The 26,012-nt window shown below is 68.1% G+C and carries 20 protein-coding genes; 8 read left to right on the forward strand and 12 right to left on the reverse strand.

Annotation, left to right across the window (positions count from 1 at the left end; all coding sequences use genetic code 11):
• Positions 1-282 precede the first annotated feature (282 nt).
• A complete protein-coding gene (locus CURTO8I2_RS06915) occupies positions 283-2,451 on the reverse strand; it encodes a S46 family peptidase (protein ID WP_159679802.1) in 2,169 nt (722 codons plus the stop codon).
• A 156-nt stretch (positions 2,452-2,607) separates the two neighbouring features.
• Here CURTO8I2_RS06915 and tdh point away from each other — a divergent pair, with 156 nt between their 5' ends.
• Genes tdh through CURTO8I2_RS06935 form a run of 4 tightly spaced genes read left to right on the forward strand, consistent with a single transcriptional unit; the run spans position 2,608 to position 6,316 of the window.
• Entirely contained in the window at positions 2,608-3,642 is a 1,035-nt protein-coding gene (gene tdh / locus CURTO8I2_RS06920) for an L-threonine 3-dehydrogenase (RefSeq protein WP_201295487.1), read from the forward strand.
• A gap of 38 nt (positions 3,643-3,680) precedes the next feature.
• Positions 3,681-4,676, forward strand: a complete 996-nt coding sequence (locus CURTO8I2_RS06925; RefSeq protein WP_159679804.1) for a hypothetical protein — start codon at positions 3,681-3,683, stop codon at positions 4,674-4,676.
• 47 nt (positions 4,677-4,723) lie between these two features.
• Positions 4,724-5,917, forward strand: a complete 1,194-nt coding sequence (gene kbl / locus CURTO8I2_RS06930) for a glycine C-acetyltransferase (RefSeq protein ID WP_159679806.1) — start codon at positions 4,724-4,726, stop codon at positions 5,915-5,917.
• A gap of 3 nt (positions 5,918-5,920) precedes the next feature.
• Positions 5,921-6,316 (forward strand): HNH endonuclease, encoded by a 396-nt coding sequence (locus CURTO8I2_RS06935; protein ID WP_159679808.1) that lies wholly within the window; start codon positions 5,921-5,923, stop codon positions 6,314-6,316.
• Here the strand turns inward: CURTO8I2_RS06935 and CURTO8I2_RS06940 are convergent.
• From CURTO8I2_RS06940 to CURTO8I2_RS06955, 4 genes are all read right to left on the reverse strand, one after another.
• Entirely contained in the window at positions 6,276-7,028 is a 753-nt protein-coding gene (locus CURTO8I2_RS06940; RefSeq protein WP_236551027.1) for a pseudouridine synthase, read from the reverse strand. The genes CURTO8I2_RS06935 and CURTO8I2_RS06940 overlap by 41 nt on opposite strands.
• Before the next feature lie 76 nt (positions 7,029-7,104).
• Entirely contained in the window at positions 7,105-7,605 is a 501-nt protein-coding gene (locus CURTO8I2_RS06945) for a hypothetical protein (RefSeq protein WP_159679812.1), read from the reverse strand.
• A gap of 236 nt (positions 7,606-7,841) precedes the next feature.
• Positions 7,842-8,915 (reverse strand): OmpA family protein, encoded by a 1,074-nt coding sequence (locus CURTO8I2_RS06950; RefSeq protein WP_159679814.1) that lies wholly within the window; start codon positions 8,913-8,915, stop codon positions 7,842-7,844.
• Between the two features lie 302 nt (positions 8,916-9,217).
• A complete protein-coding gene (locus CURTO8I2_RS06955) occupies positions 9,218-10,144 on the reverse strand; it encodes a LysR family transcriptional regulator (RefSeq protein ID WP_159679816.1) in 927 nt (308 codons plus the stop codon).
• A 105-nt stretch (positions 10,145-10,249) separates the two neighbouring features.
• Here CURTO8I2_RS06955 and CURTO8I2_RS06960 point away from each other — a divergent pair, with 105 nt between their 5' ends.
• Positions 10,250-11,269 carry a zinc-binding alcohol dehydrogenase family protein gene (locus CURTO8I2_RS06960; protein WP_159679818.1) on the forward strand — a complete coding sequence of 340 codons (1,020 nt, stop codon included), beginning with the start codon at positions 10,250-10,252 and terminating at the stop codon, positions 11,267-11,269.
• Between the two features lie 68 nt (positions 11,270-11,337).
• Here CURTO8I2_RS06960 and CURTO8I2_RS06965 read toward each other — a convergent pair whose 3' ends face one another.
• Genes CURTO8I2_RS06965 through CURTO8I2_RS06975 form a run of 3 tightly spaced genes read right to left on the reverse strand, consistent with a single transcriptional unit; the run spans position 11,338 to position 16,317 of the window.
• Positions 11,338-14,148: an AAA family ATPase gene (locus CURTO8I2_RS06965; protein WP_159679820.1), complete on the reverse strand. Its 2,811-nt coding sequence runs from the start codon at positions 14,146-14,148 to the stop codon at positions 11,338-11,340.
• Positions 14,141-14,863 carry a hypothetical protein gene (locus tag CURTO8I2_RS06970; RefSeq protein ID WP_159679822.1) on the reverse strand — a complete coding sequence of 241 codons (723 nt, stop codon included), beginning with the start codon at positions 14,861-14,863 and terminating at the stop codon, positions 14,141-14,143. Before CURTO8I2_RS06970 ends, CURTO8I2_RS06965 begins: the two co-directional genes overlap by 8 nt.
• Positions 14,860-16,317, reverse strand: a complete 1,458-nt coding sequence (locus CURTO8I2_RS06975; protein WP_159679824.1) for a hypothetical protein — start codon at positions 16,315-16,317, stop codon at positions 14,860-14,862. The genes CURTO8I2_RS06970 and CURTO8I2_RS06975 overlap by 4 nt, the downstream gene beginning before the upstream one ends.
• Before the next feature lie 126 nt (positions 16,318-16,443).
• Here CURTO8I2_RS06975 and CURTO8I2_RS06980 point away from each other — a divergent pair, with 126 nt between their 5' ends.
• The 3 genes from CURTO8I2_RS06980 (at position 16,444) to CURTO8I2_RS06990 (ending at position 20,031) form a co-directional block, all read left to right on the forward strand.
• A complete protein-coding gene (locus CURTO8I2_RS06980) occupies positions 16,444-18,489 on the forward strand; it encodes an NADPH-dependent 2,4-dienoyl-CoA reductase (protein ID WP_159679826.1) in 2,046 nt (681 codons plus the stop codon).
• 372 nt (positions 18,490-18,861) lie between these two features.
• Positions 18,862-19,341 (forward strand): cell wall hydrolase, encoded by a 480-nt coding sequence (locus CURTO8I2_RS06985; RefSeq protein ID WP_159679828.1) that lies wholly within the window; start codon positions 18,862-18,864, stop codon positions 19,339-19,341.
• A gap of 75 nt (positions 19,342-19,416) precedes the next feature.
• Positions 19,417-20,031, forward strand: coding sequence for a glutathione S-transferase N-terminal domain-containing protein (locus CURTO8I2_RS06990; protein ID WP_159679831.1), 615 nt, complete (start codon positions 19,417-19,419; stop codon positions 20,029-20,031).
• Positions 20,032-20,341: 310 nt separating this feature from the next.
• Here CURTO8I2_RS06990 and prpF read toward each other — a convergent pair whose 3' ends face one another.
• The 4 genes from prpF to prpC all read right to left on the reverse strand — a co-directional run bounded on the left by prpF (position 20,342) and on the right by prpC (position 25,985).
• The gene (gene prpF / locus CURTO8I2_RS06995) at positions 20,342-21,532 is read right to left on the reverse strand and encodes a 2-methylaconitate cis-trans isomerase PrpF (RefSeq protein ID WP_159679833.1); all 1,191 of its coding nucleotides are present in this window, start codon (positions 21,530-21,532) and stop codon (positions 20,342-20,344) included.
• 29 nt (positions 21,533-21,561) lie between these two features.
• On the reverse strand, positions 21,562-22,143 hold the full coding sequence (locus CURTO8I2_RS07000) for a hypothetical protein (RefSeq protein WP_159679835.1): 582 nt from the start codon (positions 22,141-22,143) through the stop codon (positions 21,562-21,564).
• A gap of 10 nt (positions 22,144-22,153) precedes the next feature.
• Positions 22,154-24,751, reverse strand: a complete 2,598-nt coding sequence (gene acnD / locus CURTO8I2_RS07005; protein WP_159679837.1) for a Fe/S-dependent 2-methylisocitrate dehydratase AcnD — start codon at positions 24,749-24,751, stop codon at positions 22,154-22,156.
• Positions 24,752-24,824: 73 nt separating this feature from the next.
• Positions 24,825-25,985, reverse strand: a complete 1,161-nt coding sequence (gene prpC, locus CURTO8I2_RS07010; protein WP_159679839.1) for a 2-methylcitrate synthase — start codon at positions 25,983-25,985, stop codon at positions 24,825-24,827.
• Between the last annotated feature and the right edge of the window lie 27 nt (positions 25,986-26,012).

A 26,012-nucleotide genomic window follows, 5' to 3' on the forward strand; every position in this document is an offset into this window, starting at 1 on the left:
GCGACAGTTTACGGGAGGGGCATCCTCGAAGCGTCCGGGAATGCCGACCGTAGGATGGGTAGAGCGCAGCGAAACCCGTCATTGCTCTGTGCCGGCTCGTGAAAAAGATTGGTGATGCCGCTGATGTCGCACGGGCACATGTCAGCATCGATCAGCCCGGTGATGCCGCGACGCGGATCTCGCGGATTCTCGGGATGGCAGCGATGGGCTTCGCTGCGCTCTACCCATCCTACGAACGCATCGCGCGCGCCGGGGCACATGGCCCGGGCGCGCGAACAATCATCAGCGTGCGGACGCGCCCATTTCCTGCAGCAGGCGCGGCGCGGGCTCGACTTCCTGCATGACCCAGCGGATGTAGCGCTGGTCGACCGAGATCGTGCGGGTCATGGCCGGATCGAAGACCCAGTTCGACACCACCGCTTCCCAGGTCATGTCGAACAGCAGGCCGGTCAGGCGACCGTCCGCATCGAGCACCGGCGAGCCGGAGTTGCCGCCGGTGACGTCGAGATCGGACAGGAAGTTGACCGGCACGCTGCGCAGGCGACGATCGGCCAGGCCGCCATCGCGATCGGCGGCGATCGCGTTGAGTTGCGCCTTGGGCGCGTCGAACGGCTCGGCGCCGGTGGCCTTGGGCGGGATCTCGTCCAGACGCGTGAACGGGGTCTGCTGCGCGCCGGCGAGGTTGGTGTACCCCATCACGTTGCCGAACGTGAGGCGCAGCGAGGAATTCGCGTCGGGGTACACCGCCTCCTTGCGGCTGGCGCGGTAATCGGCCACGGCCTGCAGATAGGTCGGGCGCAGCTGCAGCAGATCGCCGGCACGGGCCTTCGAGGCGAGTTCGATCTGCAGCAGTTCCGGCGTCACCGCTGCGGCATACATCAGCGCCGGATCGCGGCTGCGCAGGAATGCGTGGCGATCGGCGGCGAACCACTTCAGGCGCTCGTCGCTGTTGGCGAGCACGCTGCGCTGCAGACGATCCAGTGCGCGATCGATCGCCGCCGCATCGTTGCCGCCCAGCCAGGTGTCGATCGCCGCGATGCGCTGCTCGGGCGGCAGCTGGATGTACTGCATCAGCGCATAGCGCGTGAGCTCACGGTCCATTTCCGCCACGAAGCGACGGTCCATCTGCTTCAGGCCGCCCTCGATCGCCGGCAGATCACGCTGCTGGTAGCCCTGCTCGCGCATCGCGTCGGGCTTTTCCTTTTCCATCGACAGGCGGTAGAGGCGGTTCGCGGTCGACAGCAGGCCGCTGTTGTCGAGCAGCGACAGCACCAGATCGCGTTCGCGCGTGGCCCTGGCCTGTGCATCGAGCGCCACGATCTTCGCGTGCGCGTCGAGCGCGGCTGCGCCGTCGTCGCCGCGGCTGCGCAGCCACTCGAGCACTGCGGCTTCCTCGGCCTGCTTGCGCGCCAGCGCGCCGACGCGCTCGAAGCCCTGCAACTGGCCTTCGTAGTTCTTCAGCGTGTTCTGCCAGCCGCGCACGGCGCTGGCGTAGCGCACGTCGATCTCGGGGTCCGCCTTGCCGCGCGCCTCGACCAGATCGATCAGCGCGCGGTAATGGCGGCCGATCTGCGGGTAGCGCCAGGCGACGGTTTCGGAGAATTCGTCAGCGAAGGCGTAACGGCTGGTGCGGCCGGGATAGCCGGCGACCATGACGAAATCCTTCTCGCGCAAGGGCTTGTCGGCCAGGCGCAGGAAGCGCTGCGGCGTATAGGGAATGTTGTCCTCGGCGTAGTCGGCCGGGCGGCCGTCACGGCCGACGTAGGCGCGGTAGAAGGCGAAATCGCCGGTGTGGCGCGGCCACATCCAGTTGTCGACATCGCCGCCGAAGCTGCCGATGCCGCCCGCCGGCGCATAGACCAGGCGCACGTCGCGGATTTCGAGGTTGCGGAACAGCCGGTAGCTGTTGCCGCCGAGGAAGCTGTACAGGCGGCAGCGGTACGCGGCATCGGCCTCGCAGCGCGCGACGAGGGTCTTCTCGATCGTATCGAGCGCGGTGGTCCGGCCCAGACCGTCGGGCGCGGCGTCGATCGCGGCGCGGACTTCGGCAGTCACGTCCTGGATGCTGTCGAGCGCGTAGATGCGCGCATTCGGCCCGGCGGAAATTTCGTCACCGAGCGCCGCGGCGTTGAAGCCGTCGCGCATCAGGTTGTTCTCGGGCGTCGAATTCAGCTGGATCGCACCATAGGCGCAATGATGGTTGGTCAGCACCAGGCCCTGCGGCGAAACGAAGCTCGCGGTGCAGCCACCCAGCGACACGACGGCGCCCAGCGGATCGCCGGTCAGATCCGCCAACCGGTTCGGATCGAGCTTCAGACCGGCCTTGCGCAGTGCCGGCGCGATGTCCGGCAACTGCTGCGGCACCCACATGCCCTCGCCCGCCATCGCCGCCGGCGCGCTGCAACTGAAGAAGACGCCCAGCAGCGTCGCGGCCAGTAACGGATGGCGCATGGTGGTCCTGTGGATCGTGACGGGGGGCCAAGTCTAGCCAACCCGCCGGCCCGGCGCAGGCCAACGGCGGCTGGCCGAGGTGCGGGTGCAGCACGGCCGCAGCAGGCGCGCCCCGTATAATCGCGGGCTCTTTCCGCCACCGGCAGACACGACACAATGGCCCAGACAATGAAGGCGCTGGTCAAGCGCGACGCGACCAAGGGCATCTGGATGGCGGAGGTGCCGGTGCCGGCGCCGGGCCCGAACGACGTGCTGATCCGCGTCGAGAAGGCCGCGATCTGCGGCACCGACCTGCACATCTACCTGTGGGACGAGTGGAGCCAGCGCACGATCACGCCGGGCCTGGTCATCGGCCACGAGTTCGTCGGCCGCATCGTCGAGCTGGGCTCGGCGGTCACCGGTTACACCGTCGGACAGCGGGTCTCGGCCGAAGGCCACCTGGTCTGCGGCCACTGCCGCAACTGCCGCGCCGGCAAGCCGCACCTGTGTCCGAACACCGTGGGCATCGGCGTCACCCGCAACGGCGCGTTCGCCGAATACGTGGTGATGCCGGCGACCAACCTGTGGCCGATCCCCGACCAGATTCCAAGCGAGCTGGCCGCGTTCTTCGATCCCTACGGCAATGCCGCGCATTGCGCGCTGGAGTTCGACGTGGTCGGCGAAGACGTGCTGATCACCGGCGCCGGCCCGATCGGCGTGATGGCCGCGGGCATCTGCAAGCACATCGGCGCGCGCAACGTGGTGGTGACCGACGTCAACGATTTCCGCCTCAAGCTCGCCGCCGACATGGGCGCCACGCGCGTGGTCAACGTGTCGAACACCTCGCTCAAGGACGTCATGAAGGACCTGCACATGGAGGGCTTCGACGTGGGCCTGGAAATGAGCGGCAACCCGCATGCGTTCAACGACATGCTCGACTGCATGTACCACGGCGGCAAGGTCGCGCTGCTGGGCATCCTGCCCAAGGGCGCCGGCATCGACTGGGACCGCATCATCTTCAAGGGCCTCACCGTCCAGGGCATCTACGGCCGGAAGATGTACGAGACCTGGTACAAGATGACCCAGCTCGTGCTGTCGGGCTTCCCGCTTGGCAAGGTGCTCAGCCACCAGCTGCCGGCAGACGAATTCCAGAAGGGCTTCGACCTGATGGAATCGGGCAAGTCGGGCAAGGTGGTGCTCGACTGGCGTTGATGCCGGCCGCTTACGTCCGATTCGCACCAAGGAAGGTCATGCGCATTTCCAGTCTGATCCCTGTCGTCGGCCTGCTGCTCACGGGGGTCGTTGCCGCAAGCGGTCCCCGGTGCCCGGTGGTGGAAGCACCTCCTGCCGCGTCCTGCTTTGCCAGTCCGTACGGGCTCGCGTATGCCGATACGGCCGAAGAAGCCGAGGTCGCCTCGCGCGCCATCGGCGAGGCGGCGCAGCGATACGCGAGCTACTTTGAACGCGCCCCGGTGGGCATGCTGCTCCTGAGCACCCAGGTCGATGCCACCCAGGCCACCGCTTTTGCGAAATCGAACGATCTGGCGTTCGCCCTGGTCTGGGTGCCGGCCAAGGCGATGCGCACGATGACCGAGCGCGCGATGCGCCAGGCAGGCGTGGACCGCAGTCGTATACGCGAGGCCTTGGCCCGCGCCGATGCGCAGGAGGCAATCACGCTTCGGCACGAGGCTGGGCACGCCATGTACGAGGCGATGTTCTGGCCCGACGCCGTGCGCACGCTCGAGGAGCGCTACGGCACCCCCGCGCCCGACTGGCTGGACGAGGCTGTGGCGATCTCGATGGAAACACCGGAGTCACAGGCACGCCACCTCGCGGCATTCATCGGGGTGGCGAAGCAGCGTCGGCGTGAGATTCCGGGGTTTGCCGATTTTCTCGCCGCCGAGCATCCGGTGCGCTCTGCTGCGCTCGCGAGCGCCCTGTCCCGAGGCCCCAGGTCGGACTCGGGCGTGCAGATGATGGTGACATCGAGCGGTGGGTTCGCAGGACTGGAGACGTTCTACGGGCAGTCCCTGCTGACAGGGCTTTTTCTGGCCGAGATGAGTGGAGATCCGAAGATCCTGGCGCCGATCAGCAGCGCCGTTGCCGAAGGGCTGGACTTCAGTGCGTGGCTGGCGCGCGATGGCACGCGTTACAACCTGCCGGAGACCGTGGAAGCGCTCGAGCCGCGTTGGAATGAATGGCTGCAACAACAGGTGCTGCGCGCGGGTCGCAACAGCGCGCGATAGGGCGACCCCGTAGAATTCGAGCTCCGTTTCCTCCAGGCGTCTTCCTCATGTCCAACACCCAGCGCTACGCCGACACCCTCGACGAGATCCGCGACGCGGGACTGTTCAAGGCCGAGCGCGTGATCACCGGCCCGCAGTCGGCCGAAATCACGCTGGAAGACGGCCGCACGGTGCTGAACTTCTGCGCCAACAATTACCTCGGTCTGGCCGACCACCCGGACATCATCGCCGCCGCGAAGGACGCGCTCGACACGCACGGCTTCGGCATGGCCTCTGTGCGCTTCATCTGCGGCACGCAGGATCTGCACAAGCAGCTCGAGAAGACGATCGCCGACTTCTTCGGCAAGCAGGACACGATCCTCTACGCCGCGTGTTTCGATGCGAATGGCGGCCTCTACGAGCCGCTGCTCGGCGAGGAGGACGCGGTCATTTCCGACGCGCTGAACCACGCCTCGATCATCGACGGCATCCGCCTGTGCAAGGCCAAGCGCTACCGCTACGCGAACTGCGACATGGCGGATCTGGAAAAGCAGCTGCAGCAGGCACGCGCCGACGGCGCTCGCACGATCCTGATCTCGACCGACGGCGTGTTCTCGATGGACGGCTTCATCGCGCCGCTCGACGAGATCACCGCACTGGCGCAGAAGTACGACGCCCTGGTACACATCGACGAATGCCATGCGACCGGCTTCCTCGGCGAGACCGGCCGCGGCTCGGCCGAAGTGAAGGGCGTGCTGGAGAAGATCGACATCGTCACCGGCACGCTCGGCAAGGCGATGGGCGGCGCGCTCGGTGGTTTCACGACGGCGAAGCGCGAGGTCATCGAACTGCTGCGCCAGCGTTCACGCCCGTATCTGTTCTCGAACTCGCTGCCGCCGCACGTGGTCGCGGCCGGCATCAAGGCCTTCGAGATGCTCGACGCCGCCGGCGACCTGCGCACGCAGCTGGTGGAGAACACGCGCTACTTCCGCGAGAAGATGACGGCCGCCGGTTTCGACGTGCGCCCTGGCGTGCATCCGATCAGCCCGGTGATGCTCTACGACGCCAAGCTCGCGCAGCGCTTCGCGCAGCGGCTGCTCGAGGAAGGCATCTACGCGATCGGCTTCTTCTTCCCGGTCGTCGCCAAGGAGCAGGCGCGGATCCGCACCCAGATCAGCGCCGCGCACACACGCGACCACCTGGACCGCGCGATCGATGCGTTCACCCGCATCGGGCATGAGCTGGGCGTACTGAAGGCCTGAGCCATGCGCGCCGCGCTGCGACGGCGCCTGCTGCTCGCGGCGCAGACCGATGCCCTCGCCGTTCTCGACGACGGCATCTGGTCGACGCGTTGCCTGCATTGCCGCAGCGCGCTGCAGGTCCGCGAGGACGGCGAGCCGCTCGGCCTCGTCACGCTCGAACATGTGGTGCCGCAGGCCTGGTTCGGTCGACGCGCGGCGTCGGCGTTGACCGCGCAGGTCGGCGATGACGCGGACGATCCGCGCAACCTGGCGCTCGCCTGCGCTCGCTGCAATCACGCCAAGGGCAAAGGGCACGACGCGCGCGGCCCGGGCGACGTCCGCGCACACGAAGTCGTCGAAGCCCTGCTCGCCACGCGGCTCAGCCGGTGGCGGGATCCGACGGATGCGCCAGCGCGTTGATTTCGCCGGCCGCCAAGGGACGCCACGCGCCCTTGGCCAGATCGCCCAGCGCCAGTTCGCCGATTGCGACGCGCACCAGTCGCAGCACACCCAGATCATGCGCAGCGAGCAGTCGGCGGATCTGCCGGTTGCGGCCCTCATCGAGCACGATTTCCAGCCAGGCGTTGCGCTCACCCTGACGCAGCAAGCGCGCGGACCCGGCCTGCAGACGCTCACCCGCGTCGTCAACGCCGAGCACCAGCGCTTCAAGCAAGGCGTCGTCGGGCAGGCCATCGACCTGCACGTGATAGGTCTTCCGCGGCCCCTGTTCCGGATCGGTGACACGAGCGGCCCATGCGGGATCACTGGTGAACAACAGCAGGCCTTCGCTGGCCTTGTCGAGCCGGCCGACCGGCGCGATCCAGCCCAGATCTGCGCCATCGAAACAACGATAGACCGTGTCGCGGCCGTGCTCGTCGCGCGCCGTGGTGACCAGGCCGCGCGGCTTGTTGAGTACGAGGTACTGATGCGCGGTTGCGCGCGCCGCATCGCCATCGAGCACGATGTTCGACGCGTCCAATGCCACCGGAAATTCCGGATCGCGCACGATCTTGCCGGCAACCCGCACGCGTCCGTCGCGTACACGCCGCTCGGCTTCGCTGCGCGAACACAGGCCGCGCTTCGACAGTACGCGCGCGAGGCCATACCGCGGTGGACGCACGACGGGCTTCAAGACACAGCACCTCGACATGCGAACGGCCCGCTTGCGCGGGCCGTCGTCATGCCGTCGATGCAGAGACGCGCAGCACTCATTCTACGGGCGGAGTCTCGCCGGGCGGTGCGGTTTCCGCAGCGGCCGGTGCAGCCGGCGCGTTCGGATCAGCGCGACGGCTGCCGACCGTGTAGCCGTTGGCCTTGATCCACGCATCGAAATCGTCGGCGGTCATGCGTTTGCCGCCCTGGGTCATGTTGAAGCGGTAGGGCGTGTTGTCGAACTCGGTCTGCTTGACGTAGGCAGCCGGATCGTTGGCGCTCACCGCGCCCGCAGCCGGCGCGGCCAACGCGACGTTCTGGCATTTCTCGATCTCGAGACGCAGCACGACCTGCTCGGCGGACTGCGCTTCGTCGTAGGCGCGCGCGAGTACGGCGCTGGTGCCCAGACGATACGTCGGCGCCGCGAGTTCCGGAGACACGGGCTCGAGCACGGTGGCCTGCAAGGGGCGCGCGGTACGCGTATCGAGGGTGCTGCAATCAGCGGCATGGCCAGCAAGCGGAATGGCCAGCAGAGGCAACAGGAACAAAGCACGCATGCGCAGAACACCCCCAGGTCGAATTGGCCTGAAGTGTAGGTGGCAAGTACACGCCACACAAGGAAAAACTGAGCTTCCGCGTATTCACGATACTGCCGACCGAAAGACTGCCAGTCGCCATCGAAGGGAGACAATTCCTCGACGCGGACATGGCGCCTTCGATCAGATCACGGTTACCCCCACAAGCAGAAAGCCCGGCACGAGGCCGGGCTTTCTGGTGTCACAACCGGACGTTCTTAGTTCTGAACGTTCAGCTCGGTGCGGCGGTTGCGCGCACGGCCTTCCGGGTTGTCCGAACCATCGGCGTTGGTGTTCGGCGCGATCGGACGGCTCTCGCCGTAACCGGTCGGACCCACCAGACGGTCAGCCATGATGCCGTTGCTGGCGAGGTGGTCATAGACCGCCTTGGCGCGACGCTCGGACAGACGCTGGTTGTAGGCGTCGGTGCCGACCGAGTCGGTGTGACCGGCGACTTCAACGCGCAGCTCCGGGTAACGCTTCAGGATCTCGACGGCTTCGTTGAGGATGGCCACCGCGTCAGGACGCAGCGTCGCACGGTCGAAGTCGAAGTTGACGCCGTTCAGATCGATGGTGATCGGAGCCGGAGCCGGGGCCGGAGCCGGAGCCGGAGCCGGCGGCGGCGGCGGAGCCGGCGGAGCCGGGGGAGCCGGCGGCGGGCCGAGCGGGATCACGACGCCGACCGACGCCATCACGTCGCCGAAGTAGCTCTCTTCGGAGTTGTGCGGGTAGCCTTCCCAATCGCGCGAACCGTTCGCGGCGATGCTGTTGTCGTCGAAATCAGCGCGGTAGGCGATTTCGGCGCGCACTGCAACGCGCTTGTCGAACGTGGTCTGCAGACCTGCACCGACCTTCGCAGCGAAGTTGCCTTCCTCGCGCTGGCCCGGCGAATTCGTGCTCGGGAACGCATCGAACTCTTCTTCCGAACGCTGGTAGCCGACGCCGGCCAGCAGGTACGGGTTCCAACCACGGCCTTCAGAGATGAAGTGGTAGCGGAAGTCGACCGAGATGCCGTACTGGCTCCAGTTCAGGTCGTTGTTGGCGCCTTCGACCGAGCTGTCGAAGCCCGGGTTCTGGTAGTTCAGCTCACCGTCGACCGACCAGTTGGGGCTGATGAACTTACCCATGCCCAGCGTGACGAACGGGGTGTCGTCCGTGCGGCGATCATTTGCCTGGAAGTTGAAGCCGGCCGAGCTGGTGAGGTACCAGCGGTCGTCGAACTCCTGGGCGCTGGCGTGACCCGCCAGACCAAGACCGCCGAGCAGCGCGGCGCAGAGGAGTTTCTTGTTCATGTTTTTTCAGCTCCTTAAAAAGGGGGAATGCGTCGTGGCATCGGGTTGAGGCGTTAAACGCACACGCCTTGCACATAGCCTAAAGTCAGCAGCGTGAAGACGTTGTTAACACTAACATAACGGTTGAGAGCGTCCTAGATGCCACGAGCAGGTATTCATCCAGCCTTTGGTTTGGTCAGGAACCTCAACGGGGCGGGATTGTCGTGAAGAGGATGTGCGCGTGGCGTCAAGATCATCACATGTGCGCAACGCCCGATCCGTGCGCCGTCTGCCTGGGTTTTCCCGCTGCCACACGCGCGCCGTCAGATCCGCCGCTCACCTGCGCGCCACTCCGGCATCGAGTCGAACTCGGCCTGGAGAAATGCCACGAATGCGCGCGTCCGCGGCGGTACGAAACTGCGGTCGGGCATGACGGCGTGGATCCCGGTGACGGGCGGTGCATGCGCGGGCAGCACGCGTACGAGGCGGCCTGCATGCAGATCGTCGGCGACGTGCCATAGCGCGTGCATGGCGATGCCGGTGTCGGCAAGTGCGGCATCGCGCAGCACCTCTCCCAGGTTGCTTTCGAGCGGCCCCGCGACCGTCACCGTGGTTTCGGCGCCCGCCGCGTCGAGCAGCTGCCAGTGATCCTGCCGCCCCCGGCTGCCGACGAGCACGAGGCAATCGTGCGTGCGCAGATCAGCAGGTACCGCCGGCGCACCACGCCTCGCCAGATACGCAGGCGATGCCACGAGCACGCGCGGATTGGCCGCGATCTGTCGTCCGACGAGCTGGGAGTCGTCGAGATCGCCGATCCGGATCGCGAGGTCGAACCCGTCCCGGACGATATCGACCTGCTGGTCGCTCATGTGCACGCTGAGCTGCAGGCCCGGGTGCGCGGCGAGAAAGCGCGGCAAACGCGGCGAGACGTGCTGGCGACCGAACGACGCCGACATCGTCACCCGGAGCGTGCCACCCACTGCCTGCCCCCCGCTCTCGCGCAGGCTGCCGGCGAGACCATCGAGCGCTTCCACCAGCGCGCGTCCCTCCCCCGCCAGCCGCAGGCCCTCGGGCGTGGGATGCAGACGCCGCGTCGTTCGGTGCAGCAGGCGCACGCCCAGCGCGTCCTCGAGCCGCTTCAGTCGCTGGCTGGCCAGCGCGGGCGAAAGGTCGAGGCTGCGCGCGGCGGCGCTGATCGAGCCGGTGTCGAGCACGCGCAGGAACAGGGCGATGTCGCCGATCCGGTCCATCGATTCGAAAGAATCCCTTGAAGGTGATTGGCGATCCTATCGCTATCGACCGCAACCCGACGGGCCGACAATACGCAGGTCGCCCCAGAGTCCCAAGGACCCGCCATGAAAGCCGTTGCCCTGACCCGCTACCTGCCGATCGACGACCCGCAGTCGCTGCAGGATGTCGAACTCGACCTGCCGGAACCCGGCCCGCACGACCTGCGCGTGCGCATCAAGGCGGTGTCGGTGAATCCGGTCGACACCAAGGTGCGCGCACCGAAGCCGCAGACCGAAGCGAATCCGAAAGTCCTCGGCTACGACGCGGCCGGCGTGATCGATGCCATCGGCAGCGACGTCACCGGATTCGCGGTCGGCGACGCCGTCTATTACGCGGGCGACATCACCCGCCCCGGCAGCAATGCCGAGTTCCAGCTCGTCGACGCCCGCATCGCTGCGAAGAAGCCGAACTCGCTCGACTTCGCCCAGGCCGCTGCACTGCCGTTGACCGCGATCACCGCGTGGGAACTGCTGTTCCAGCGGATGCCGTTCGACATCGACGGCGGCGGCGCCGGCAAGACGCTGCTGGTCATCGCCGGCGCCGGCGGTGTCGGATCGATCGCCATCCAGCTCGCGAAACTGGCCGGCTTCATCGTGATCGCGACCGCCTCGCGCATGGAAACCATCGCGTGGTGCCGGATCATGGGCGCCGATCACGTGATCGACCACCGGCAGGACCTGGCGCCCCAGCTGCAGGCACTCGGTTTCGAGACCGTCGATGCCGCGCTCAACCTCGCCGACACCGACCGCTACTGGGATGTGCTGGGCGAGCTGCTGGCGCCGCAGGGCCATGTCGGCCTGATCGTCGAACCCGCTGGCGCGCTGAAGATCGGCGATCCCTACAAGGCCAAGTGCATCGGCATCCACTGGGAACTGATGTTCACCCGCTCGCGCTTCCGCACCCCCGACATGGACGAACAGGGCAAGATCCTCGCGCGCGTGGCCGAGCTGGTCGACACCGGCACATTGCGCGGCACGCTGGCGGACATGCTCTCGCCGATCGACGCGGAAACCCTGCGCGAAGCGCATCGCCGTCTGGAGTCCGGCAGCACGATCGGCAAGCTGGTGGTCGCCGGCTGGGCGTGAGCCACAGCCTGGTGCAATGAAGCGGCATCGCCAAGTCCGACCGGACAAGGGTCGGACGTGGTCGCTGATCACGCCGCGGCGTGCACTGCCTCCGTGCGGTCGCGCTTGAGCACTGCGACCGGCTCCGCCCAATCGCTGCCCGCGCGCCGTTTGCTGGTGGCGAGCACCAGATCCGACGGCTCGAATACGTTGAGGTTGTGGGTGATCGGCGTGGTCAGGATGTACTGCGCATCCGTGCTGCGCAGGAAGCGACCGACCTTCTCGATATTGGCCACGTCGAGATGCGCGAATGGTTCGTCGATGAACACGAAGCCGCCCGGCTGGTCTTCGTCGCGCAGCAATGCGACCAGCAGCAGCAGCGACTTCATGACCTGCTGACCACCCGACGCCTCGCCGTCGTCGAGGCCGATCCAGCCCTTGCGGTCGAAATCGAAACGCACGGTGAGACCGGCCTGGGCCAGCGCCACGTCCTCGTTCGCGAGTTCCGGCATGCCGACATCGACACCGATGCCGGCGAGTTCGCCAAGTGCGGTGAGGTTCTTGCGATAGCGGCGCACGGTCGCGCGCAGCACGTTGATGTAGGCACCACGCGCGTCCTCGGTGAGCCGGCGCGCGCGATGCAGGTGCGCCTCGCGCTTGGCGATCGCCGCTTCGAGTGCGTCGTGGTCGGCAGCGAACTTGTCGCGCATCGCCACGCAGGCAGCGTCCTCGACGAAACTGCCCCGCGCGAGCCGCTCGTCGATGCGTTCGAGTTCGCGTCGTACCGCACCGGCACTCTCGTAGGCATCGCGCGCCGCGCGCAGGGCTTCGCGCGTGCGCCATGCGACCGGCATGCGCGCGCGGCGCTTGCGGAACTCGACCAGACGCTGCACCAGCGCCACGCGCTCCTGCGCGATCTGGCTGCCGCGGTCGCGCAGTTCCTGCGCCAGCGTGCGCAGTTCGCCCGCGCGCGTGGCGGCGGCAATGCTGCCGTCCTTGTCGAGTCGTTCGCAGGCATCGAGCGCCGCACGCGCATCGGTCAGCGCGTCGGCGGCGTCCTGCGCGGCCTGCGCCAGCGCCGGCAGGCGCGATTGCGCATCGGCGAACTCGGCCGCGCGCGTCACCAGTTCCTGGCCGGCATCGAGACCGAGCAGGCGCGACTGCGCCGCATCGACCTCGCGGCCCAGTGCGGTCAGCGCGTCTTCGCGCGCCTGCGCGCGTTCCTGCAAGGCGATGGCTTCTGCATGCAGCGACGCGAGCCGCGCCTCGCGCGCGCCGGTGCCGAAGTGCTGCTGGCCGCCGCCGATGTGACGACCGCCGCGGTGCTCGCGCAGATACCCCTGCGCGGTGATCCAGTCCTGCCCCTTGGGCAGGCGCTGGCCGGCCTCGACATCGGCGACGCGCTGCACGCGGTCGAGCTGGCGCGGCAACCACGCGGGCGGATCGGCATTGAAACGCACCACCTCGAGCAGCGAGCCGCGTGTCGCGGGACCGGCAGGCGCGCGCTCGGCGACGACGAAGTGCCGGTACTGCAGGCGCTCGCCGAGCTGCCAGGCCTGGCGCGCGTCCTGCGCCGCGTCGAGCACCAGCAGATGCCGGTACGGGGCGAGCACGGCCTCGAGCGCGACCGCCCACTGCGGATCGGCGATCTCGACCAGTTCGGTGAGCACCGCATGGCCGATGTCGGCGCGATCGAGCGCGGCGCGGAACTCGCGTTCGAAGGGCTCGACGACACGCCCGCCGCTACGCAGCGCGGCGACCTGCGCGGCGATCTCGCCACCGCGCGCGCGATCGCGCTCGGCCTCCAGGCGCAGCTCCGCCTGGCGACGCCGACCCTGTTCGACCTCGCGGCTGAGCGCATCGACATCGGCGCCGCCGCGTTCGGCCTGCAGACGCGCGAGTTCGTCGTGGCGACGCACCAGCTGCTCGGCATCACGTGCCTGGTCGCGCGCCCCGGTGAAACCCGCTTCCGCGGTCCTCAGTGCAGCGCGCGCATCGGCGATCGCCTGTTGCAGGCCGTCGCGCGCGTCGATCGACGCCGCCTCTTCGGCCTGCAACGCATCGTGCGCCTGGCGGCGCTCGCGCAGGCCACGACGCAAACCGGTCAAGCGCGGCTTCGCGCCGTCGATGGTCGCGCGCAGGTCGGCCAGTTCGACTTTCGGCGCGATTTCCGCTTCCAGAATCTGCCGCTGGTTGCGCAGCGCCATGCCGTCCTCGTAGGACCGCACATCGGCGCGCGACGATTCGAGCCGCATGTGCAGCTCGGCCAGACCCTGCTGCAGTTCGGCGATTTCCTTGTCGATGTCGAACTGTTCGGCGCGGGCGCGCTGGTAGTCGTCCATCACCGCCTTGTCCTCGAACACGTCGAAGACGAGTTGCAGCAGTTCGCGCGGCGACAACTGGCACAGCTTGTCGGTGGCGCCCTGCTCCAGCGTCAACACGCGGCAGATCGCACGACTCAGGCCAGCGCCGGCGAGACGCACGCGGTAGTCGCGCACGCCCAGCCATTCGCCACCGGCATCGAGCGCTTCCACCGGCACGTCGCCGGCGACGATCTGGTAGTCGCGCGTCCAGTCGCCGCCACGCTTGCGCACGCGGCAGGCGATCGTCACCTGCTCGTCCATGCACGGGAAGAACGCACGGCGGCCGCGACGGTCGACCGGATTGCTGACCACCGCGCGCAGCCACGCGAACGGTTTGCCGTTGTGGCGCAGATAGGTCTTGTAGTCGCGCGCCATGTCGCGGTCGTCGATCGCCAGCAGCGTGCGCAGCGCATCGAGCAGCGTCGTCTTGCCCGAGCCGTTCGGGCCGACGACGGTGATGATCGAGGCATCCAGCGGCAGGGCGTAGCGCTGCCAGTAATCCCAGTGCACGACTTCGAGACTGCGGAACTCAAACATCGGCCTGCGCCTCATCGGTCATGGCGGCGTCGTGCAGGGTGTCGTCCGGTTCGTCGGTGTCTTCCAGGTCCAGACCGGGGCCGGCGCGGCTCTCGGCGATCACGTGTGCCAGTGCGCCGTCCATGACCCGACTGGCGATGCGCTCGTAATCGAACGCGAGATCGAGCAGCGGGCCTTCATGGATCCGCTCCCTGCGCCGGGCGATGAAGCCCTGCCGCTGCAGCGTGCCGAGATTCATGTGGATGCGCCCCTTGCCACCGAGCTGCACGCCGAAGTCCGCGAGCAGCGTGCGTTCGTTGATCGGCTCGACCACGTCCGCGCCGACGGGTACCGGCTTGAGCTCGGCGAACATCTGCTCCTGGTCCTGCGACAGGTCCGTCTGCTGGCGCGCGATCTGCCGCTGGCGCTTGGGCAGCACCAGCAGCGACCACAGCACCACCAGCAATGCCATCGCATCGCGGCTGAGCTGCAGGTTGCTCGCCGCCCAGGCATCACCATGGCCGAACACGTCGGCCTCGTGCTGCCGCGCGATGCCGACCGCGACATGCGCCGCGTAGGGATGTTCGAGCAGGCGAAGGCCGGCGGCGGCGAGGCGACGGTCGATGTCCTCGCGCAGCTCGGCGTCGACCAGCATCTGGCGTACGGCGCGGTCCTCGCGCGGCAGCCAGCGCTCGGCCAGCAGCCGTGCGATCAGGGTAGCGGTGGAATCGGTCATGCGGTCTTCTTGCGTCGTGCGGGCGTCGGCGGCGTGCCGGGCTCCGCGGAAAGTGTGGCGGCCCGTCGACGGCGCGGCGCAGGCGCAGCGGCTGGCTCGGTGTCGAGGTCGTCGTTGATGCCGTGCGCGGTCATGTCGGGCATCTCGATTCCGGGCGGGGCCTCGTCGTCGACGCCCGCGGGCAGCAGGCGACCACGGCTCATCAATGCGACACCGGCGCGGTCGATGCGTTCGTATGCCGCGTCGACGCGCCATTGCATCGGCAGCTGCGCGAGCTGCGCACTGACGCCACTGCGGTTCTCCGCACCGGCATCGCCGATCAGACCCAGCAGCGACAGGCGATACGCGCTGACCGCGAAGCTGTCTTGCGGCACCCAGTCGCCGAGCGGCGCGGCCGTGTCGAGCGCGCGCAGCTGGTCGAGCCATTGCGCGGCACGTGCGTAATCATCGGCGGCGACCGGCGCCTGCAGGTCTTCGGGCGCCTCGCGCGGCGGCGGCAGGCCGGCCCCGTCGGCGGCTTCGCGCTCGCGTTCGACGAGTTCGTACTCGGCGACGTCGAGCGCGATCGGCCCGAGTACGAACGCGGGCTGCGGCGCGATGGTCAGTGCCTCGGTCGCCATGTCGGCGAGCGCACCCGGATCACAGGCCCGCAGGAAGCGGTTGACGTCCGACGACGACAGTCCGCTGGCGCCCAAGTGCACGCGATGCCGGTCGAGCTGGTTCAAGGCGCGCTGGAACACCGAGGCCTGGCGCAGCATCGCGCTCTGCGCGCGGCCGATCTGCTGCGCGACGCGATGCGTGGCGACATCCAGATCGTCGTCGGCCGCGATCGCGCGGATCAGCTCGGTGCCCTTCTCCACCCAGTGCCACACCGACTGCAACGTGTCGGCGGCCTGGCGGATGCGGTGCTCCGAGCCGCTGAGCACGGCTTGGTCGAAGTCCTCGCGCAATTCGTTGAGCCGCGACAGCAGATGCTGCAGGTCCGCCGCGCCGACCTTGCCCATCGCCTGTCCCGCCGCGAGCTGCGCGGTGACGTACGCCAGTTCGTCGCCTTCGGCGTTGAACTGCACCAGCAACCCCAGCGCCGACAGCGCCTGACGGCCGACCGGGCTGATGCGGTAGCGCTGGCTGCGCGCGTCCCAGGCCAGCAGGCCGTTGTCGCGCAGGCGGCCGATGACGGTCTCGAACTTCACCGGGTCGAGCCAGGCGAAGTGTTCGCGCAGCTCCTGCGGCGACCAGTCCGGCGCATCGCCGCGCTCGCCGATCGCGCGCAGCACCAGCAGCCGCACCATCACGATCTCCTCGCCGCCATGGAACAACGTCGAGAACGCGCGCAGCTGTTCACGTGCCGCCAGCAGCGGATGCAGGTCCGGCAGATCGGCGGCGACGATGCCGTCGCGCAGGTAGTCCTGGAAAGGTTGGATGGCGGCCGTCCCGGGTGCGGGGCGCGCCATGTTCAGGGCGCGGACCGGCACTGGCAACTCTTGACAGCCTGCGCGGGGCGACCTTCGTCGGCCGTGCTTGCCGGCACGCGGCTTTCCCGGCACGCTGGGCGATCCATACGCACGCGTATCCAGACCATGACGCCAGCCTCCGGCCAGCCCGTCGCCGCCTCTTATCCGCACCTGCTGGCGCCGCTCGATCTGGGCTTCGCCACCCTGCGCAATCGCGTGCTGATGGGCTCGATGCATACCGGCCTCGAAGACCGGGCCGCGGATTTCCCGAAGCTCGCGCGCTATTTCGCCGAGCGCGCCGAAGGCGGCGTCGGCCTGATCGTGACCGGCGGCTTCTCGCCCGACATCGCCGGCTGGCTCAAACCCTTCGGCGGCAAGCTGTCGTGGCGCTGGGAGACGCGCCGGCACCGGCAGGTCACCGAGACCGTGCACGGCCACGACGCGAAGATCTGCCTGCAGCTGCTGCATGCCGGCCGCTACGGCTACCACCCGCTGCAGGTCGCGCCGAGCCGGATCAAGGCGCCGATCAACCCCTTCACCCCGCGCGCGCTGTCGGCGCGTGGTGTCGAACGCACGATCGATGCCTACGCGCATGCCGCGAAGCTCGCCCAGGAGTCCGGCTACGACGGCGTCGAGGTCATGGGCAGCGAGGGCTATCTGATCAATCAGTTCCTCAGCCGCCGCACCAATGCACGCGACGATGCCTGGGGCGGGGACACCGCGCAGCGCATGCGCTTCGCCACTGAGATCGTGCGCCGCGTGCGCGAGGCGGCCGGCGCCGATTTCATCATCGTCTACCGCCTGTCGATGCTGGAACTCGTGCCCGAAGGCTCGGCCTGGGACGACGTCGTGCAGCAGGCTCGCGCGGTCGAAGCCGCCGGCGCGACGCTGATCAATACCGGCATCGGCTGGCACGAGGCGCGTGTGCCGACGATCGCGACCTCGGTGCCGCGCGCCGCGTTCGCCGGCGTCACCGCCAAGCTGCGGCCGCACGTGTCGCTGCCGCTGATCGCGACCAACCGCATCAACATGCCCGACGTCGCCGAACGCATTCTCGCTAGCGGCGCGGCGGACATGGTGTCGATGGCGCGGCCGCTGCTGGCCGATCCGCAGTGGGTGGCCAAGGCGCGCGCGGGTACGCCCGAGCGCATCAATACCTGCATCGCCTGCAACCAGGCCTGCCTCGACCACGTGTTCCAGAACCGCACCGCGAGCTGCCTGGTGAATCCGCGCGCGTGTGCGGAGACCGAACTCAACTATCTACCGGCCGCGACGCCGCTGCGCGTGGCCGTCGTCGGCGCCGGCCCGGCGGGCCTCGCCTGCGCGACGGTTGCCGCGCAACGCGGGCATGCGGTGACACTGTTCGATGCCGCCGCCGACATCGGCGGCCAGTTCAATCTCGCCCGGCGCATCCCCGGCAAGGAAGAGTTCGACGAGACCCTGCGCTACTTCCGCAACCGCCTGGCAGACACCGGTGTCGACGTGCGCCTTTCGACGCCGGTCACGGCCACGGATCTCGGCGGATTCGATGCGGTGGTGCTGGCGACCGGCGTGGTGCCGCGCGCAGTCGACTTCCCCGGCCGCGACCATCCCAAGGTGGTCGGCTATGTCGATGTGGTCGAAGGCCGCGTGGTCCCCGGCAAGCGCGTGGCGATCATCGGCGCCGGCGGCATCGGTTTCGATGTCGGCGAATTCCTCGTCGAGCACACCGGACAGTCGCCGAGTCTCGATACCGCTGCGTGGATGCGCGAATGGGGCATCGACCCGACCTTCGAACAGCCGGGCGGGCTGGTACCGGCCGCGCCCGCGCCGCCCGCGCGCACGCTGTGGCTGCTGCAGCGCAGCCCGGGCCGGCCCGGCGCGCGGCTCGGCAAGACCACCGGCTGGATCCACCGCAGCACGCTCAAGGCCAAGGGCGTGACGATGCTCGGCGGCGTGGAGTATCTCGGTGTCGATGACGCCGGCCTGCGCATCCGCGTCGACGGCGCCGAGCAGACGCTCGATGTCGACCACGTCGTGATCTGCGCCGGTCAGGAGCCGCGTCGCGAGCTGTTCGATGCACTGCAGGCGCGTGGCACGGTCGTCCACCTGGTGGGCGGCGCCGATGTCGCCGCGGAGCTGGATGCCAAGCGGGCGATCGACCAGGCCAGTCGCCTCGCGGCGCGCCTCTGAAGAAACCTCGGCCCTGTTCAGGTTCCAGATCGGGCGGCCCGGGCGGGATGCGGGTCGCCCTGCGACCGCGCTAAACCTGAATAGGTGTCGTCGAACGCCCCGACCAGCCACATGCAGGGCGGCGGCGCCAGTGCCCCGCATTCACGTTTGATTCGAAAAACCACGGCTACCGTGCCGTCTCTTCGTTCCGCCCGCTTCGGTGGAACACCGGCCCGACCCGCCTTCTGCGGACTTCGGTGCCCGGGCGATCAAGCGCACCACAGAGTCCGCCGCCCTCCCCAATACGCCATGCCGGTTTCCGCAGTCGTCTGCGTGTCTTTCGAAAGGAGGACGACGACGTGCGGCCCGGCGCAACGCAGCAAGGAGTCGTTGATGAAACTTGAATGGGTGATGTGGCTGGCCTCCGTGCTGCCGCCCCCCGCCGCCGATTCGCTCTGTCTGAGCACGACGGTGTACCTGGAAGCCCGCGACCAGTCCGTCCGCGGGCAGGAAGCCGTCGCCGAGGTGGCCCTGCGCCGCCAGGAGAGCGGGCTGTGGGGCGAGTCGATGTGCGAGGTGGTCACCGCGCGCAAGCAGTTCGCGCCGACGATCCTGTCGCCGAACACCAAGCTCGCCAATACCAATGCCTGGACCCGTGCGGTCAGCGTGGCGCTGGAGTCGGAGCGCAACTGGTCGCTGCCGCCCGCGCAACGCCGTCAGGTCGTGCCCGGCGCGAGCCACTTCATGGCCCATGCGATCGCGGCGCCGTCCTGGCGCACCGCGCACCAGGTGGCGACGATCGGCGACCACACCTTCCTGCGCGTGCAGTCCCTGCGCCCGGCGCGTCCGACGACCGGCAGCGAGCGCGGCTGAGTCGCGCCGCTTCGCCGGCTTCCCCGCCCGCGACGCCCGGCGCATGATGACGGCCCGTTCGCCATCAGGACCGTCATGCGCATTCTCTACACCAAACCCGGCGCCTGCTCGCTGGCCGACCACATCGTGCTGCAGTGGATCGGCGCGCCGTTCGAAGCGCGCGTCGTCGACGCGACGCAGATGAAGGAAGCCGACTTCCTCGCGCTCAATCCTGCCGGCGCGGTGCCGGTGCTGGTCGAAGGCGACTGGGTGCTCACCCAGAACGCCGCGATCCTGGGGTATCTGGCCGACAGCCATTCCGACGCGAAGCTCGGCGGTGACGGCTCGCTGCAGGGCCGCGCCGAGGTCAACCGCTGGCTGGCGTTGCTCAACGCCGATCTGCACCCGGCCTTCCACCCGCTGTTCGGCAGCACCAAATATCTGGAAGACGCGGACGCCGTCGATCGCACGCGCAGGCATGCGATGCAGAAGATCCGCGGCTATTACGAGCGCCTCGACGCACAGCTGGACGGTCGCGACTACCTCGTCGGCACGCGTTCGATCGCCGATCCGTATCTGTTCGTGACCCTGCAGTGGGCCAAGCGCCTGAAGCTCGATCTGGGCGGGCTGGATAATCTGCACGCATTCGACGCACGCATGCTCGCCGACGATGGCGTCCGCAAGGCGATGACGGCCGAAGGCCTGATCTGAGGACCGCCCCGCGTTGCGGCGGTGGCATGGCGCGTGGCTTCGTCCCCGCGCCGCAGTCCAGCCACCGGCGCGCCGCCGAGACCGCACGGTTGCGTGCGCGGGTCAAGCGCAACTTCGCGGGCCGGCCCGCTCGATGGTGAAATAATCACCAGCCCGAATCGGGGCGCTGCCGATGCGGCGTCGCCCCGCTTATCCACAGACTTGCCAGCGTTTCATCCACACCGTCTGTGGACGACGCGACGCCCTGCCGCGCCAGGCGTCCTGCGTCAAGCCATCGCGCGGCGCAGGGATGCGCCTCGCGCTGGGGACTTCACTCGAACACGTCGGCCGGCACGCGCACCGCGCCGTCCATCAGCACGCGCGCCGAGCGCGACATGATCGCCCTGGCGACGGTCCATTGCCCGTCGGTCTGCACCGCTTCCGCGCCGACGCGCAAGGTGCCCGACGGATGTCCGAAGCGCACCGACGTGCGGGCGCCGCCGCCCGCCGCCAGGTTCACCAGCGTGCCGGGAATCGCGGCGGCCGTGCCGATCGCAACCGCCGCCGTGCCCATCATCGCGTGGTGCAGCTTGCCCATCGACAGCGCGCGGACCAGCAGATCGATGTCGCCGGCCGCGATCGCCTTGCCACTCGACACCACGTGATCGCGCGGTGGCGCGACGAACGCGACTTTGGGCGTGTGCTGGCGCTTCGACGCCTCGGAGACATCACTGATCAGCCCCATGCGCACCGCGCCGTGCGCGCGGATCGTCTCGAACATCGCCAGCGCTTTCGCGTCGCCGTTGATCGCGTCCTGCAGCTCGGCGCCGGTATAACCGATCGACGCGGCCTCGATGAAGATCGTTGGAATGCCCGCGTTGATCAGCGTCGCGCGCAGCGTGCCGACACCCGGCACGTCGAGATCGTCGACGAGCTGGCCGGTGGGAAACATCGCGCCGCCGCCCTCGCCTTCGTCTGCGGGATCGACGAATTCCAGCACGATCTCCGCCGCCGGGAACGTGACGCCGTCGAGTTCGAAATCGCCGGTCTCCTGCACCTGCCCGTCCGCGACCGGCACGTGCACGATGATGGTCTTGCCGATGTTCGCCTGCCAAACGCGCACCGCGACGGTGCCGTCGCGCGGAATCCGCGAGGCATCGATGAAGCCGTTGGCGATCGCGAACGGGCCGACCGCGGTGCTGAGGTTGCCGCAGTTGCCGCTCCAGTCGACGAACGCGCTGTTGATCGACACCTGGCCGTAGAGATAGTCGACGTCGTGATCCGGCACCGACGCCGGCCCGATGATCACGCACTTGCTCGTCGACGACGTCGCGCCGCCCATGCCGTCGGTGTGCTTGGCGTAGGGATCGGGCGAGCCGATCACGCGCATCAGCAGCGCATCGCGCGCGGGGCTGGGCACCTGCGCGGCGGCAGGCAGGTCTTCGAGGCGGAAGAACACGCCTTTGGAGGTGCCACCGCGCATGTAGGTGGCGGGGATGCGGAGCTGGGGAGCAAATGCCATGAAGAATTCCGGCTTGAATGGCGGGTGGGTTACTGGAAGAGTTCTTCCTGCGCGACTGGCGGGTCCAGCTCGCGCAGCAATGGCCAGCGGCCAATTACCTCGTAACGGTAAGGATCTCCGCCGCCGACGATGAGGTACAGCTCGCTGAGAGCCCACGGAATGGGAGGCTCGATCGTGATGTTCGCGAAGGACCTCTTGGCTTCGTAGCTCAAGGTGATGTGCGGTGTCACGCCGGTCGCGATCTCTGCAAAATCAGCTTCGACAAGCGCCGCTCTCACCGCATCGCGCAGCATCTTGAATGCCTTGGGCACGCCAAACGCGCGCAGCGTGCAGTGCTGACGATCACTCTTGAGATCCGGCCCTTCGATTCGGTTGAACTGCAACGTGCACGCGTGCGCCGAGATGCTCGCGCCGACACGTTGCAGTCGTTCGCATTGCTCCGCCGTTGGATTGAAGACCCTCTCCGACAGCGACTGGTGCCAGTTCTCAGGCGAGAACATGTCACCACCCAACGCCTTCTCAAGGCCGAGTTCGATCAGACGCTGAAGCGTTGTTGCGACCCAATGCTCGGAAGGCATGACCGCAAAGAACGCGCGTGGTGGCGAAGACATTACGCTTACCTCAGACCGCCTTCGAAGACTCCAGAAAATCCTGCGCAAACCGCTGCAGCACCCCACCCGCCTCGTAGATCGACACTTCTTCCGCGGTATCGAGTCGGCAGATCACCGGCACCGACGCCTGCGTGCCGTCCTGACGATGGATCACCAGGGTCAGCATCGCGCGCGGGGTACGGTCGCCGGTGACGTCGAAGGTTTCGGTGCCGTCGATGCCGAGCGTCAGCCGGGTCACGCCGGGCTGGAATTCCAGCGGCAGCACGCCCATGCCGATCAGGTTGGTGCGGTGGATGCGTTCGAAGCCTTCGGCGACGATCGCCTCCACGCCCGCCAGACGCACGCCCTTGGCCGCCCAGTCGCGCGAGCTGCCCTGGCCGTAGTCGGCGCCGGCGATGATCACCAGCGGCTGCTTGCGCTCCATGTAGGTCTCGATCGCTTCCCACATGCGCACGACCTGCCCATCGGGCTCGATGCGCGACAGCGAGCCTTGCCGCACGGTGCCGTCGACGATCGCCATCTCGTTGACGAGTTTCGGGTTGGCGAACGTGGCGCGCTGCGCGGTCAGATGGTCGCCGCGATGGGTGGCGTAGGAATTGAAGTCCTCCTCCGGCACGCCCATCTTGGCGAGGTACTCGCCGGCCGCGCTGTCGGCCATGATCGCGTTCGACGGCGACAGGTGATCGGTGGTGATGTTGTCGCCGAGCACCGCGAGCGGCCGCATGCCGGTCAGCGTGCGCGCGCCGGCCAGCGCACCCTCCCAGTACGGCGGACGGCGGATGTAGGTGCTCATCTCGCGCCAGTCGTACAGCGGCGCGACGCGCTCGCCGGTGTCGACGTGCAGCTTGAACATCGGCCCGTAGACGGCGCGGAACTGTTCCGGCTTGACGCTGGCCTTGACCACCGCATCGATCTCTTCATCCGACGGCCAGAGATCCTTGAGCGTGACCGCGTTGCCGTCGTGGTCGATGCCGAGCACGTCCTTCTCGATGTCGAAGCGCACGGTGCCGGCGATCGCATACGCGATGACCAGCGGCGGCGACGCGAGGAAGGCCTGCTTGGCGTAGGGATGGATGCGGCCGTCGAAGTTGCGGTTGCCGCTGAGCACGGCGGTCGCATACAGATCGCGGTCGATGATCTCCTGCTGGATCGCGGGATCCAGCGCGCCGCTCATGCCGTTGCAGGTGGTGCAGGCGAACGCGACGATGCCGAAGCCCAGCTGCTCGAGATCCGGCAGCAGGCCGCTTTCCTCCAGATACAGCTGCACGGCCTTGGAGCCCGGCGCGAGCGAGCTCTTGACCCAGGGCTTGCGCGTGAGGCCGCGCGCGTTCGCGTTGCGCGCCAGCAGCGCGGCGGCAATGACGTTGCGCGGGTTCGAGGTGTTCGTGCAGCTGGTGATCGCGGCGATGATCACCGCGCCGTCGGGCATGGTGCCGTCGGTCGGCATGTCCCACGCGCCGGCGATGCCGCTGGCGGCGAGATCGCGGGTCGCCACGCGCTTGTGCGGATTCGACGGCCCGGCCATGTTGCGCACCACGCTCGACAGGTCGAAATGCAGCGTGCGTACGTACTGGGCACTGGCCAGCGAATCGGCCCACAGGCCCGCGGCCTTCGCATAGGTCTCGACCAGCGCGACCTGGGTGTCCTCGCGCCCGGTCAGGCGCAGGTAGTCGAGCGTGTTGTCATCGATGAAGAACATCGCGGCGGTCGCGCCGTACTCGGGCGCCATGTTGGAGATCGTCGCGCGATCGCCGACCGACAGCGCGGCCGCGCCCGGCCCGCGGAATTCCAGATATGCGCCGACGACCTTCGAAATGCGCAGGAATTCGGTCAGCGCCAGCACGACGTCGGTCGCGGTGATGCCCGGTCCGGGACGGCCTGCGAGTTCGACACCGACGATCTCCGGCGTGCGCATCCACGAGGCGCGGCCGAGCATGACGTTCTCGGCTTCGAGGCCGCCCACGCCGATCGCGATCACGCCCAGCGCATCGACGTGCGGCGTGTGGCTGTCGGTGCCGACGCAGGTATCCGGGAACGCGACGCCGTCCTGGACGTAGACCACCGGCGACATCTTCTCCAGGTTGATCTGGTGCATGATCCCGTTGCCCGGCGGAATCACCTCGACGTTGTGGAACGCGAGCTTGGTCCAGTCGATGAAGTGGAAACGGTCGGCATTGCGGCGATCCTCGATCTCGCGGTTGCGGATGAACGCATCCGGGTCGTAACCGCCGCATTCCACTGCCAGTGAGTGGTCGACGATCAGCTGTACCGGCACGACCGGATTGACCTTCGCGGGATCACCGCCCTGGTCGGCGATCGCATCGCGCAGACCGGCGAGGTCGACGAGCGCGGTCTGGCCGAGGATGTCGTGGCAGACCACGCGCGCCGGATACCACGGGAAGTCGATGTCCTGCCGCAGCTCGATCAGCTGGCGCAGCGCGTCGTCGAGCTGCGCCGGTTCGCAGCGCCGCACCAGGTTTTCGGCGTGCACGCGCGCGGTGTAGGACATGCGGTCATACGCGCCGGGCGCGAGCGCGTCGACGGCGGCGCGCGCGTCGAACCAGTCGAGCTGGGTGCCGGGAAGGGGTTTGCGGTGCTGGCTGTTCATGGCTGGCTTCAACGATCCGGAAGGAGCAGAAACGCGTGGTCCCCGCGCGTGCGGGGACCTGTGCAGGACGGGATTACGTGCGCTCGGCGATCGGGACGAACGCCTGGTCCTCGGGACCGGTGTACTGCGCGCTCGGGCGGATGATCTTGCCGTCGATGCGCTGCTCGATGACGTGCGCGCTCCAGCCGGCGGTGCGCGCGATCACGAAGAGCGGCGTGAACATCGCCGTCGGCACGCCCATCATGTGGTAGCTCACCGCGCTGAACCAGTCGAGGTTCGGGAACATCTTCTTGATGTCCCACATCACCGTTTCCAGGCGCTCGGCGATGTCGTACATCTTGCGGCTGCCCACTTCGTCCGACAGTTCCTTGGCGACCTGCTTGATGACCTCGTTGCGCGGATCGCTGACGGTGTAGACCGGGTGGCCGAAGCCGATGATCACTTCCTTCTTCTCCACGCGCGCCTTGATGTCGGCTTCCGCTTCGTCGGGCGTGTCGTAGCGCTTCTGCACTTCGAACGCGACTTCGTTCGCGCCGCCGTGCTTGGGGCCGCGCAGCGCACCGATGCCGCCGGTGATCGCGCTGTGCATGTCGCTGCCGGTGCCGGCGATGACGCGGCAGGCGAAGGTCGAGGCGTTGAACTCGTGCTCCGCGTACAGGATCAGCGAGGTGTGCATCGCCTTGACCCAGGACTCGCGCGGCTCGTGCCCGTGCAGCAGATGCAGGAAGTGCCCGCCGATCGAATCGTCGTCGGTCTCGACGTCGATCGCGCGGCCGTTGTGGCTCCAGTGGTACCAGTACAGCAGCATCGAACCAAGGCAGGCCATCAGCTTGTCGGCGATGTCGCGCGCGCCCGGATGGTTGTGGTCGTCCTTCTCCGGCGCAACGCAGCCGAGCACCGACACGCCGGTGCGCATGACGTCCATCGGGTGCGCCGATGGCGGCAGCTCTTCCAGCGCGGCCTTGACCGCCGCCGGAATGCCGCGCAGGGACTTGAGCTTGGCCTTGTAGCCGCGCAGTTCCGCTTCGGTCGGCAGCTTGCCGTGGACCAGCAGATAGGCGATCTCCTCGAATTCGCTGGTGCGCGCGAGATCGAGGATGTCGTAGCCGCGGTAGTGCAGATCGTTGCCGCTGCGGCCGACGGTACACAGCGCGGTGTTGCCGGCGGCCGTGCCGCTCAGCGCGACGGACTTCTTCGGCTTGAAGCCGGGGGCGGTGGTGGCGGTGTCGCTCATCTGTAATCTCCGTTGGATGCCCGCAGG

It is taken from the genome of Luteimonas sp. 9C (genome assembly GCF_902506295.1).
Taxonomy (GTDB): Bacteria; Pseudomonadota; Gammaproteobacteria; order Xanthomonadales; family Xanthomonadaceae; genus Luteimonas.

Coding starts and splice junctions, on each gene's coding strand:
- CURTO8I2_RS06915 (WP_159679802.1), bottom strand. CDS start 2,451: ATGCGCCATCCGTTACTGGCCGCGACGCTGCTGGGCGTCTTCTTCAGT.
- tdh (WP_201295487.1), top strand. CDS start 2,608: ATGGCCCAGACAATGAAGGCGCTGGTCAAGCGCGACGCGACCAAGGGC.
- CURTO8I2_RS06925 (WP_159679804.1), top strand. CDS start 3,681: ATGCGCATTTCCAGTCTGATCCCTGTCGTCGGCCTGCTGCTCACGGGG.
- kbl (WP_159679806.1), top strand. CDS start 4,724: ATGTCCAACACCCAGCGCTACGCCGACACCCTCGACGAGATCCGCGAC.
- CURTO8I2_RS06935 (WP_159679808.1), top strand. CDS start 5,921: ATGCGCGCCGCGCTGCGACGGCGCCTGCTGCTCGCGGCGCAGACCGAT.
- CURTO8I2_RS06945 (WP_159679812.1), bottom strand. CDS start 7,605: ATGCGTGCTTTGTTCCTGTTGCCTCTGCTGGCCATTCCGCTTGCTGGC.
- CURTO8I2_RS06950 (WP_159679814.1), bottom strand. CDS start 8,915: ATGAACAAGAAACTCCTCTGCGCCGCGCTGCTCGGCGGTCTTGGTCTG.
- CURTO8I2_RS06955 (WP_159679816.1), bottom strand. CDS start 10,144: ATGGACCGGATCGGCGACATCGCCCTGTTCCTGCGCGTGCTCGACACC.
- CURTO8I2_RS06960 (WP_159679818.1), top strand. CDS start 10,250: ATGAAAGCCGTTGCCCTGACCCGCTACCTGCCGATCGACGACCCGCAG.
- CURTO8I2_RS06965 (WP_159679820.1), bottom strand. CDS start 14,148: ATGTTTGAGTTCCGCAGTCTCGAAGTCGTGCACTGGGATTACTGGCAG.
- CURTO8I2_RS06970 (WP_159679822.1), bottom strand. CDS start 14,863: ATGACCGATTCCACCGCTACCCTGATCGCACGGCTGCTGGCCGAGCGC.
- CURTO8I2_RS06975 (WP_159679824.1), bottom strand. CDS start 16,317: ATGGCGCGCCCCGCACCCGGGACGGCCGCCATCCAACCTTTCCAGGAC.
- CURTO8I2_RS06980 (WP_159679826.1), top strand. CDS start 16,444: ATGACGCCAGCCTCCGGCCAGCCCGTCGCCGCCTCTTATCCGCACCTG.
- CURTO8I2_RS06985 (WP_159679828.1), top strand. CDS start 18,862: ATGAAACTTGAATGGGTGATGTGGCTGGCCTCCGTGCTGCCGCCCCCC.
- CURTO8I2_RS06990 (WP_159679831.1), top strand. CDS start 19,417: ATGCGCATTCTCTACACCAAACCCGGCGCCTGCTCGCTGGCCGACCAC.
- prpF (WP_159679833.1), bottom strand. CDS start 21,532: ATGGCATTTGCTCCCCAGCTCCGCATCCCCGCCACCTACATGCGCGGT.
- CURTO8I2_RS07000 (WP_159679835.1), bottom strand. CDS start 22,143: ATGTCTTCGCCACCACGCGCGTTCTTTGCGGTCATGCCTTCCGAGCAT.
- acnD (WP_159679837.1), bottom strand. CDS start 24,751: ATGAACAGCCAGCACCGCAAACCCCTTCCCGGCACCCAGCTCGACTGG.
- prpC (WP_159679839.1), bottom strand. CDS start 25,985: ATGAGCGACACCGCCACCACCGCCCCCGGCTTCAAGCCGAAGAAGTCC.